Here is a 10,065-nt window from a genome sequence, read left to right as displayed (position 1 = left end):
GATGATGCGCACGCGGAGCCGGTTCCTGAGCTCGTCGAAGCGCCCGGCGGGCGGGGTCAGGCGGCGGGGACGGGTGCGGGGCTCGACCGGATCTCGTGACCCTGCGTGGTCAGGCACTTGCCGCTCGTGAGATCCCACTTCCAGTCGTGCAGACTGCAGGTGAGGACACCGTTCTCGATCTTGCCGGTCTTGGTGAGATCGGCGCGCAGGTGCGGGCACCGCCGCTGCACCGTCCACCCGTCGATCTCGGCGTCTTCGGTCTGGTCGGACTGCTCGGCGTACCAGTTCTCGACGTACTCGATGCGATCACGCGACAGGCACTTCAGGAACGTCGTGAGGAATTCGTTGAACTTGCCGCTGCGCCCCACCTCGAACTGCATCGACAGGAAGATCGAGTTCGACCAGTCGATCTCGTGGTCGCGGAGGTTCGTCGAGACCAGGTCGGCGGGGATCGTGTACCAGTACACGCACTCCTCCCCCGCGTACTCGCGCACCTTGGCCTTCGGGAAGTCGACCACCATGTCGAGGTCGCCGATGCGGAATCGCACGTTTCCTCCGACCCCGTTGCGGATGGTGCGCGCCCGGCGCAGCAGCGGTTCCCACCATTCCTTGATCGCGGCGAGCATCTCCGCCGGCGGCACGACCTCGGCGCGCGACTCCTCTTCGGCACGGATCTCGGCCTGGCGGCTGTCGCGCTGTTCGGCGAGATAGCTCCACTTGTCGCCGAAGATGCGGCCGATCTCGTCGTCGGAGAACAGGGTCTGGGTGACCTCGACATCGCGGTGGTGCACGTCGACCTGCGTTCCGGGCACGAAGAGATAGCCCTTCTGCTCGGGCCGCAGCGTCGACATGTGGGCGAGGAATTGGCTCTGGTCGGTGAAGATCGAGTCGTCCTCGAGTCCGCGGTCGTTGTAGCGGAACAGTTCTTCGCGCAAGAACATCGGCGGGCCGGCCATCGGGAAGACGTGCTCGGCATCGACCTTCTCGATGTAGTACATCGCCCGCTTGTTCTGCGAGTCGCGCTTCAGTTGCGCGAAGTTCTGCTTCGCGTCCTGCGGCAGGTCGTAGACCATCGGCCACCAGATCGCGCCCGAGACCTGGGTGAAGTACGCGTCGGGCTTGCTGAACGAGAGCAGCTTCTCGAGGTCGAGGGGGTGGGAATCGTTCTGGTTCAGGATGCTGGCGGTTCCGTCGTCGACGCTCAACGACGAGTCTCCGATCGGGCCGTCGCTTGGAGCGCGCAGCGGGGTGACCATGAGGGTCAGCTCGCCATAGGTGAGCGGCTCCCCCGCGTGCGTGTAGACGATGTTTTCGTAGCCGAGGGCGCGCAGATCGTTCTCGAGGTCATCGGTCGGATAGTCGGGCAGGAGCACCTTGATGTCCTGCGGCACGTAGCGTCGCAGCAGCGCGGGGTCGAAGTGGTCGCGGTGGCGATGCGAGATGTAGAGGAAGTCGGCTTTGCCGAACCGTTCCCAGTCGAGGCCCCGGTTATCGGGAAAAGGAAACCACGATCCGAAGAAACTCGGACCGATCACCGGGTCGCACAGGATGCTGCCGCCGGCTGTTTCGATGAACATTCCGGCGTGGCCGAGACCCGTGATCCGCATGTGTCGCCCTTCGTTCGAACCTCAACGATCCTACGCGCCGCGGTATGTGCACCCGCAGGGAGCGTCGACCTGATCCTCAGGGGTCGAGCAGGGCGCGGATGTCGTCGGCCGTCAGCGACGCCGAGAACAGGTCGCCGTCGTCGACCACCGAGCGGAAGAGTTCCGCTTTGCGCTGCTGCAGCATCCGCACCTTCTGCTCGATGGTGCCGGCAGCCAGCAGGCGGTACACGAAGACGCTGCGCTCCTGCCCGATGCGGTGGGCCCGATCGATCGCCTGCGCTTCTGCCGTGGGATTCCACCACGGGTCGAGCACGAAGACGTAGTCGGCCTCGGTGAGCGTGAGACCGAAACCGCCCGCCTTGAGGCTGATCAAGAAGACGGGTGCGTCGCCCGTGCGGAACCCGTCGACGACTTCTCCCCGACGCGACGTCGACCCGTCGAGGTGCGCGTAGGCGATCCCCGCGGCGTCCAGCCGGTCGGCGGCGAGCGAGAGGAACGAGGTGAACTGGCTGAACACCAGAGCGCGGTGGCTCTCGGCGATCACTTCGGTGAGGCGCGCGAGAAGAGCGTCGAGCTTGCTGGAACCGATGTGGGCGTGTCTTTCATCGACGAGCACGGGGTCCAGGCTCAGCATCCGCAGCAGCGTGAGCGAACGGAACACGGTGAACCGGTTGCGATCGAGGTCGTCGATCAGGCCCAACACCTTCTGCCGCTCGCGCTGGAGCACGACGTCGTAGAGCGCGCGGTGTTCCGCCGAGAGCTCGATGTGGAGGTCTTGCTCCTGCTTCGGAGGAAGTTCGGGAGCGACGAGCTCTTTGGTGCGTCGCAACATGAACGGGCGGATGCGGCGACGCAGCCGCTCGAGTCGTGCCGCGCCGTGGGCTCTGCCCTTCTCGTCGTCGTTCCGGCTCTTCTCGATGGGGGTGACGTACTCGTCGCGGAAGCGGCGCCCCGAGGGGAAGAGACCCGGCGCGGTGAGCGAGAACAGCGCCCAGAGATCGGCGAGGCCGTTCTCGAGGGGCGTTCCGGTGAGGGCGATCACGGTGTCTGCGCGCAGGTTCTTCGCGGCGCGGTGCACTCTCGTCTGGGGGTTCTTGACGAACTGCGCTTCGTCGAACACCACCCCCGCCCATGTCTGGGCGGTGAACTGCGCCTCGTCCAGCCTCAGCAGCGCGTAAGACGTGACGACGACGTGGGCTCCGGCCGCAGCATCCGCCACCGCCGTCCCCGACTTCGCCGCCGTCGACTCGACCGCCCGCACGACGAGATCCGGAACGAACTGGGCCGACTCGGAGAGCCAGGTGGCCAGCACCGACGTCGGCGCGACCACCAGGAACGGCCGCTGTTCGCCGTCTTCTCGCGCATGTTGGATGAGAGCGAGCATCTGCACGGTCTTCCCGAGCCCCATATCGTCGGCGAGGATTCCACCCAGCTTCTGACGGTGGAGGAAGACGAGCCAGTCGAACCCGCGTTTCTGGTACTCACGAAGCTCGGCACGCAGCCCGCGCGGCACCGGTGTCGCATCGAGGTCGGCGGGTTCCAGCGCGCGGACGGCCTCCCGCCACGTCTGCGCGGGCGCGGCTTCGTCGGCGAGATCTTCGAAGTCGGACCACAGGGCGCTCTGATGCCGGCTGATGCGGGCACCCGTCTCCCACTCGTCGAGAGCCGCCGCCTCGTCGAGCAGTTCCTTCAGCCGTGCCAGCGACGGGTGGGCGAGCGAGAAGTACGCCCCGTCGGCCAGCTTCAGACGACGCTTTCCGCGCGAGAGAGCCGTCAGCAGCGGCGCGAGCGGCACCCACCGGCCCTCGATCGTCACGATGACCCCGAGATCGAACCAGTCGGGGTCGTCGGTGGCCACGGTGGACACCGAAACCTCGGGTGCCCCCGTCAGCTCGCGGTACGGGGGGCGCGCGCCCGTGATCTCGACGCGAACGCCGTTGACGAGCTGCAGAGCGGCGAGCACCCGCACCGAGAACTCCCCCGCGTCGGCGTCGCGGAGCGTGCCCGCGGCGGTGAACGGCAGGTCGGTCGCTTCGGCCCACGCCTCCTGCGCACGGGAGAGCAGCGCAGCCTCGGCGGCGGCGTCACGATCGGGCCCCTCGGCTGCGGACACGGCGACCGGTGCGAGCCCCGGGTAGCTCCATTCGAAACGGAACCCGACCGACTCCGCAACGAACGCCGCCGTCAGCCTGAGCGCGGGGCGGAGGACGGTCGGCGGGTCGAGACCTGCCGCCGCCGTCATCGTGGTGCGCCGGTGGAGGCGGGGGTATGCCTCACGGAGGAACTCCGCCGCCTCGTGAGGGGGGACGACGACTCCTCCGGGCGACGCGAGCAGTGAGCCGACCGTGTCGTCCAGCGCCGCGGGGGCGAGCGTGATCCGGATGGGGTCGGTGTGAACGGAATAGGTGAAGAGCATCGAACGACCGACGGCGCGAACGCGCGCGACGTCGGTGTCGGCGCCGTCGAGGGTGACGCGGGCGGTGACGCTCAGAGCGCCGTCGCCCGTCGGCGCGACCAGAACGCCGACCTCTGCCGCGGCAGCGGAGAGCTCGACCTCTTGCTGCGGGTGCGGCGCGACGAGGGGTATGCCCAGGCGCCCCCCGGCCTCGAGGTGCGACCACAGCAGAGACGAGGCGTCGGAGTCGAGGGTCAGCCATTCCGACACCGACGAGAACGACCCGACGCCCGCCGAGGGGCGTGCGATGCCGAACAACTCCGCGAACCACCGGGCCGCAGCCGGGTCGAAACGCGAGGGCGTCCGCCGAACGTCGTCCCACGCGGCGTCTTTCTTGACCCACGAACCTCGCGCGCTGCGGGCCAGCGGTCTCACCGCGAGTTGCAGGCCGTCTTTCTGCCGTGACAGCGAACGCGGCGTGGCGGCCTCGATCTTGCGGGGATCCCACCGATGCGGATCGTGGGGCTCACGCTGGCGTAGCTCGACGCCGAGGGCCAATTCCGGGTAGCCCGGCGACCCGTCGGCGGGGAGCAGCGATCGCCACGAGGGCCTCCCGCGGTCGTCCGAGTCGGATCCACCGGCGAGCGGGGTCACCGATCGGCTTTCATCGGAACCGCCCGCACGACGATCGGCGTGGCGTGTCAGCCCGCGCGGGAGATGCGGCCGAGCACCCCGTGGACGAACGAGCCGGACTCCTCGGTCGAGAACTCCTTGGCCATCTCGACCGCCTCATCGATGGCGACCGCAGCGGGCACGTCGGCGTTGAAGAGGACCTCCCACGTCGCGATCCGCAGAAGAGCCCGGTCGACCGCGGGCATGCGGGCCAGCGACCAGTCCTTGGCGAACGTCACGATCTGCTCGTCGATCTCGTCACCGTGGTCGATGATGCCGTCGACGATGTCGCGCGCGTAGAGCCAGGACGACTCGCGAGCGGGCTCGCTCGCCGCACGCTTGGCCTCGGCGGCGAGGGTCACCGGAAGGTCTTCGCCGCGGACGTCGGCTTGGAAAAGGATGTCGAGGGCGCGCTTACGGGCCTTCGTACGTGCACTCATGTGGCGTGGACCCGGCGCGTCAGCTGATGCGGCCGAGGTAGTCGCCCGTGCGGGTGTCGACCTTGACCTTGGTGTTGTTCTCAACGAACAGCGGAACCTGGATCTCGTACCCGGTCTCGAGCGTGGCCGGCTTCGTTCCCGCCGACGAACGGTCGCCCTGCAGGCCGGGCTCGGTGTAGGTGATCTCGAGCACGACCGACGCGGGCAGTTCGACGTAGAGCGGGTTGCCGTTGTTGACGGCGAGGGTGACGAGCTGGTTGTCGAGGAGGTAGTTGGCCGAGTCGCCGACGATCACGGCGGGAACGGTGATCTGGTCGTAGTCGTCCATGTCCATGAACACGAAGCTGTCGCCGTCCTTGTACAGGAACGTGAAATCGCGTCGGTCGACGTTCTCGATCTCGATCTTCGCGCCGGCGTTGTAGGTGCGGTCGACGACCTTGCCGGTCATGATGCTCTTCATCTTCGTGCGGACGAAAGCGCCGCCCTTGCCCGGCTTGACGTGCTGGAACTCCACGACGCTCCAGAGCTGTCCGTCGATGTTCAGGACGACGCCGTTCTTGATATCTGCGGTGGAAGCCATGGCTGGAGGGAGTCCGTTCGTAGTGGGTGTGCGGGGGTGCGCGCCCCGAAGAGTGCGACCCGATGCTCGATTCTACGCCGATGGTGGGGCTTCGCCCCGGACGGGCGCGGTCAGCACTGCACAGGCGAGCGGTGTTCACCACCCCCTCTCGCCTCGACGACGCTTCGCGATTGTCTTCTCGGATGACTTCCGACTCCTCCCCCGACCTCGTCACCGTTCTCTTCGACATCGACGGCACGCTCGTCGATTCGAACTACCTGCACGTCGAGGCGTGGGACCGTGCCTTCGTCGCCATCGGGCACCCCGTCGATGTCTGGCGCATCCACCGCTCGATCGGCATGGACTCGGCACAGCTGCTCGAGAACGCTCTCGGCGACGAGGCCGAGACGCTCGGCGACGAGGCGAAAGAGCACCACAACCGCATCTACCTCGACATGACCGAGCGGTTGCGTCCCATCCACGGCGCGCGCGAAGTCCTGGCCGCGCTGTCGGAGCGGGGTCACCGGGTGGTTCTCGCGACGTCGGCCCCGCAGCAGGAGCTCGACGCGCTGCTCGACGTCCTCGACGTCGACGACTCGGTCGACGCGGTGACCTCGTCCGAAGACGTCGAGGCGGCCAAGCCCGCGCCCGACATCATCGAGACGGCTCTCGCACGCGCGTCGACGCCCGCCGACCGCGCGGTCATGGTGGGCGACTCGACTTGGGACGTCATCGCCGCGGGTCGCGCGGGGGTTACGAGCGTCGGGCTGCTGAGCGGGGGCTACGGACGCGAAGAGCTGCTCGCGGCGGGCGCGGCCGCCGTCTACGAAGACGCCGCCGAGCTTCTGTCGAAACTCGCCGAGAGCCCGATCAGCCTTCGGCCTGCCCGGTGAGGATGTCGCAGAGCAGGGTGACCGCGCGCGCGTAGCCGGCGACACCCTCGCCGATCACGTGCACGACGGCCACGTCGGCGACGTACGAGTGCTGGCGGAATGCTTCGCGGGCGCGGACGTCGGAGATGTGCACCTCGGCGACCGGCAGCTCGACCGCTGACAGGGCGTCGCGCAGCACGACCGAGGTGTGGGTCAGGCCCGCGGGATTGATCACGATGCCCGCGCAGTCGTGCCGCGCCTCGTGGATCGCGTCGACGAGGACACCCTCGTGGTTGCTCTGCACGGCGCGAACCTCGAAACCGCGGGCCGCGGCCGTCTCGGCCACGAGCCTCTCGACGTCGGCCAACGTCTCGTTGCCGTAGATCCCGGGCTCGCGTGTGCCCAGCAGGTTGAGGTTGGGTCCGTTCACCAGCAGGAGTCGCCGTGGGGTGGTCACCGGGGCAACATATCAGCGACCGCGCCGGCCGCAGCGCCCTGCGATTCGGAGGAGCGGATGCGGTCGGCCCGGCTGTATACGTTCAACGACTGACCTCGGGAGAAGCCGATGAGAGTGATGCCGCGAGCGGCGGCGAGGTCGACGGCCAGCGACGAGGGCGCCGACACCGCGGCGAGGATCGGGATTCCCGCCATCGCGGCCTTCTGCACGAGTTCGAAGCTCGCGCGCCCCGACACCTGCAGCACCGTGCCGCGCAGCGGCAGTCGGTCGTGCAGGGTGGCCCACCCCACGACCTTGTCGACCGCGTTGTGGCGCCCGACGTCTTCTCGGAGGACGAGCAACTCGCCGGTCTCGGCGTCGAAGAGCCCCGCCGCGTGCAGGCCGCCGGTCTTGTCGAACACTGCTTGCTGGGCGCGCAGCAGGTCGGGCAGCGCGGCCAGCCGCTCGAAGGTCACCGTCACCTCGTCGATGGCGACGTCGTACTCCGACACCGTCTCGACAGCGTCGATCGACGCCTTGCCGCAGACGCCGCACGAGCTCGTCGTGTAGAACGAGCGCGCAATATCGGGCGAGGGGGGCTGCACCCCCGGGGCCAGCGTGACATCGAGCACGTTGTAGGTGTTCTCCACTCCGCCGGTGCCCGGCCCGCCGCAGTGGATGGCGCCGAAGAACTGCGAGCCGCGCGCGATCACCGCCTCGGACACGAGAAAGCCGGCCGCCAGCTCGACATCGTGGCCCGGAGTCCGCATGGTGACGGCGAGCGGCGTGCCGCCCACGCGGATCTCCAGGGGCTCCTCCACGGCGAGCGTGTCGGGCCGTCGTCGTTCCTCGCCGCCGGCCCGCAGCGTGAGGATCGGTTTGCGCACGGTGATGCGTCCCATTTCAGCCTCCGATGGCCATCGTCCCCAGCCTAGAACTCCGAGGCCGCGCGGGCCGCGTCGGTCGTCCGGTCGTTACGCTGGCCCGATGGTCATGCGCACGGTTGCGGAGCATCGGGCAGAGATTCTCGGTGCGGTGACCCCTGTCGACGCTGTCGAGGTGCCGCTCCGCGAGGCCGGCGGACGCACCCTCGCCGCCGATGTCACCGCTGCGATGGACCTTCCGCTCTGGGACAACTCGGCGATGGACGGCTTCGCGGTGCGATTCGCCGACGTCGACGGCGCCTCGAGTGACAGTCCGGTGTCTCTGCGGGTCGTGGGCGACGTTCCCGCCGGGTCGCCGCTCGACCCTCGGTTCGGGTCGGGAGAGGCGGTGCGGATCATGACCGGCGCCCCGCTCCCCGCCGCCGCAGACACCGTCGTGCCCTTCGAAGCGACGACCGGCGGTCTCGCCGACTCACTGGGGGTCGCGACGATCGCGCGCGGCCCTCGTGCGCGCGGCGCCCACGTGCGGCGCCGGGCCGACGACGCGTCTACGGGTGACGTCGTGATCGCCGCCGGCGAGCGTCTGGGCGCATGGCAACTGGCCGCGGCATCCGCGGTCGGGGTGCCCGCGGTGCGGGTCACGCGCGCACCACGGGTGGCCGTGTTCTCCACCGGTGACGAACTCCGGCCACCCGGCACCCCGCTCCTGCGTGGCCAGATCCCCGAATCCAACGCGACGCTGCTCGCCGGTCTCGTCGCCGAAGCCGACGCGGAGGTCGTCATCCGCGCGAGCGTCGGCGACGATCCCGCCGCCTTCCTCTCGGCACTGGAAGAGGCGCGGGCGGCAGACGTCGACGTGGTCATCAGTTCGGGCGGTGTCAGCGCGGGGGCCTTCGAGGTCGTGAAGATCGCTTTGAGCGATACCGCAGCCGTGCACTTCCGCTCCGTCGCGATGCAGCCGGGCAGACCCCAGGCTTTCGGCGTCCTCGCCGGTGGCGCCCTCTTCTTCGGTCTCCCGGGCAACCCGGTAGGCGTCGCGGTCTCGTTCGAGGTGTTCGTCCGGCCCGCGCTGCTGCACCTTCAGGGTCGTCGTGTGCTGGATCGTCCGGTGATGCGGTTGGCGGCAGCATCCGGATGGCGTACTCCTCCCGCGCGCCGCCAGTACGTGCCGGTGCGGGTCATCCGAGACGACCCGCAGCGCTGGACGGTGCGCCCGGTCGGGGCCGGCCCGGGCGCCCACCTCGCGGGCGCTCTCGGCCGCGCCGACGCCTTCGCGGTCATCGAGGCGGGGTCTGCCGACGTCGATCCCGGCGACGTCCTCGACGTCATGCTGCTGCCGTGACCCTCTCGGCGGTCATCCTCGCGGGCGGGCGGGGCAGTCGTATGGGGGGCATCGTGAAACCGATGCTCGAGATCGACGGGGAAACACTGCTGATGCGGACGATGGATGCTGTGCGCGACATCGGTGCTGTCGAGATCGTCGTCGCCGGGCCGCGACTCGGCACGAAGCGTGGCGTGAAATGGGTGCAGGAAGACCCGCCCTTCGGGGGCCCTGTCGCCGGTGTGGCGGCCGCTCTCCCCCTCGTCTCGGCGGCGTGGGTGCTCGTCCTCCCCGCCGACCTCGTCTCACCGGATGTCGCCGTTCGTGCATTGACGCGGGCAACGCGCGGGCGCGACGGGCTCTGCCTGGTGGACCACGACGAACGGGCGCAGTGGTTGACGGGGCTTTATCGAGCCGACACCCTCCGGGCGCGCCTGAAGGCCTTCCCCGACGGTGTGCGGGGGCTGTCGGCTCGCCGCTTCCTCGAGGGCTTCGACATCGATCTCGTGTCGGCGGGTGCCGATGCCGCGGCCGACGTCGATACGTGGGAGCATCTCCGCGAGGCGCGACGTCGAACAGGCGCCCGAACGGAGACCGCCATGGCCGACTCTTCTGCCCGCTCGCTGCCCCCGGAGGCCCTCGACGCTTGGGCGACCGCGCTGAGAGAGCGTTTCGGCCTCGCTGACGACGACCTGCCGATCGCCCTCATCCTCGACCTCGCGCGCGACGTCGCCACCTCCGTCGCCCGCCCCGCGGCACCGTTCAGCGCCTATGCGGCAGGACTCGTCGCCGGCCGAGCCGGGGGAACCCCCGAGCAGGTGCGCGAGGCGGTGGCCGAGATCAGCCGGCTCGCGGCGGAATGGGAAACCCGCTGATCCG

At 69.1% G+C, this 10,065-nt stretch carries 9 protein-coding genes; 3 read left to right on the top strand and 6 right to left on the bottom strand.

Features of this window, described 5'->3' with window-relative positions:
• Positions 1-56: 56 nt before the first annotated feature.
• The 4 genes from ACFXQA_RS10530 to efp all read right to left on the bottom strand — a co-directional run bounded on the left by ACFXQA_RS10530 (position 57) and on the right by efp (position 5,694).
• A complete protein-coding gene (locus tag ACFXQA_RS10530; protein WP_394519774.1) occupies positions 57-1,607 on the bottom strand; it encodes a Rieske 2Fe-2S domain-containing protein in 1,551 nt (516 codons plus the stop codon).
• 76 nt (positions 1,608-1,683) lie between these two features.
• The gene (locus ACFXQA_RS10525) at positions 1,684-4,656 is read right to left on the bottom strand and encodes a DEAD/DEAH box helicase (RefSeq protein ID WP_394519773.1); all 2,973 of its coding nucleotides are present in this window, start codon (positions 4,654-4,656) and stop codon (positions 1,684-1,686) included.
• A 47-nt stretch (positions 4,657-4,703) separates the two neighbouring features.
• Positions 4,704-5,114, bottom strand: coding sequence for a transcription antitermination factor NusB (gene nusB, locus ACFXQA_RS10520; RefSeq protein ID WP_394519772.1), 411 nt, complete (start codon positions 5,112-5,114; stop codon positions 4,704-4,706).
• 19 nt (positions 5,115-5,133) lie between these two features.
• On the bottom strand, positions 5,134-5,694 hold the full coding sequence (efp, locus tag ACFXQA_RS10515; protein ID WP_394519771.1) for an elongation factor P: 561 nt from the start codon (positions 5,692-5,694) through the stop codon (positions 5,134-5,136).
• 182 nt (positions 5,695-5,876) lie between these two features.
• On the opposite strand from efp, the gene ACFXQA_RS10510 reads away from it, so the two are divergent.
• Entirely contained in the window at positions 5,877-6,566 is a 690-nt protein-coding gene (locus ACFXQA_RS10510; RefSeq protein ID WP_394519770.1) for an HAD family hydrolase, read from the top strand.
• On the opposite strand, the gene aroQ is transcribed toward ACFXQA_RS10510, so the two are convergent.
• Positions 6,544-7,002 (bottom strand): type II 3-dehydroquinate dehydratase, encoded by a 459-nt coding sequence (gene aroQ, locus ACFXQA_RS10505; protein ID WP_394519769.1) that lies wholly within the window; start codon positions 7,000-7,002, stop codon positions 6,544-6,546. The genes ACFXQA_RS10510 and aroQ overlap by 23 nt on opposite strands.
• Positions 6,999-7,883: a formate dehydrogenase accessory sulfurtransferase FdhD gene (gene fdhD, locus ACFXQA_RS10500; protein ID WP_394519768.1), complete on the bottom strand. Its 885-nt coding sequence runs from the start codon at positions 7,881-7,883 to the stop codon at positions 6,999-7,001. Before fdhD ends, aroQ begins: the two co-directional genes overlap by 4 nt.
• Before the next feature lie 91 nt (positions 7,884-7,974).
• On the opposite strand from fdhD, the gene ACFXQA_RS10495 reads away from it, so the two are divergent.
• On the top strand, positions 7,975-9,207 hold the full coding sequence (locus ACFXQA_RS10495) for a molybdopterin molybdotransferase MoeA (RefSeq protein WP_394520224.1): 1,233 nt from the start codon (positions 7,975-7,977) through the stop codon (positions 9,205-9,207).
• Positions 9,204-10,061, top strand: coding sequence for an NTP transferase domain-containing protein (locus ACFXQA_RS10490; protein ID WP_394519767.1), 858 nt, complete (start codon positions 9,204-9,206; stop codon positions 10,059-10,061). The genes ACFXQA_RS10495 and ACFXQA_RS10490 overlap by 4 nt, the downstream gene beginning before the upstream one ends.
• Positions 10,062-10,065: the final 4 nt, after the last annotated feature.

Origin of the sequence: Microbacterium shimangi (assembly GCF_043556445.1) — a bacterium.
GTDB lineage: Bacteria > Actinomycetota > Actinomycetes > Actinomycetales > Microbacteriaceae > Microbacterium.
Note: the sequence above shows the minus strand (reverse complement) of the source record. Positions and strands in the feature narration are given on the sequence as shown.

Coding starts and splice junctions, on each gene's coding strand:
- ACFXQA_RS10530 (WP_394519774.1), bottom strand. CDS start 1,607: ATGCGGATCACGGGTCTCGGCCACGCCGGAATGTTCATCGAAACAGCC.
- nusB (WP_394519772.1), bottom strand. CDS start 5,114: ATGAGTGCACGTACGAAGGCCCGTAAGCGCGCCCTCGACATCCTTTTC.
- efp (WP_394519771.1), bottom strand. CDS start 5,694: ATGGCTTCCACCGCAGATATCAAGAACGGCGTCGTCCTGAACATCGAC.
- ACFXQA_RS10510 (WP_394519770.1), top strand. CDS start 5,877: ATGACTTCCGACTCCTCCCCCGACCTCGTCACCGTTCTCTTCGACATC.
- fdhD (WP_394519768.1), bottom strand. CDS start 7,883: ATGGGACGCATCACCGTGCGCAAACCGATCCTCACGCTGCGGGCCGGC.
- ACFXQA_RS10495 (WP_394520224.1), top strand. CDS start 7,975: ATGCGCACGGTTGCGGAGCATCGGGCAGAGATTCTCGGTGCGGTGACC.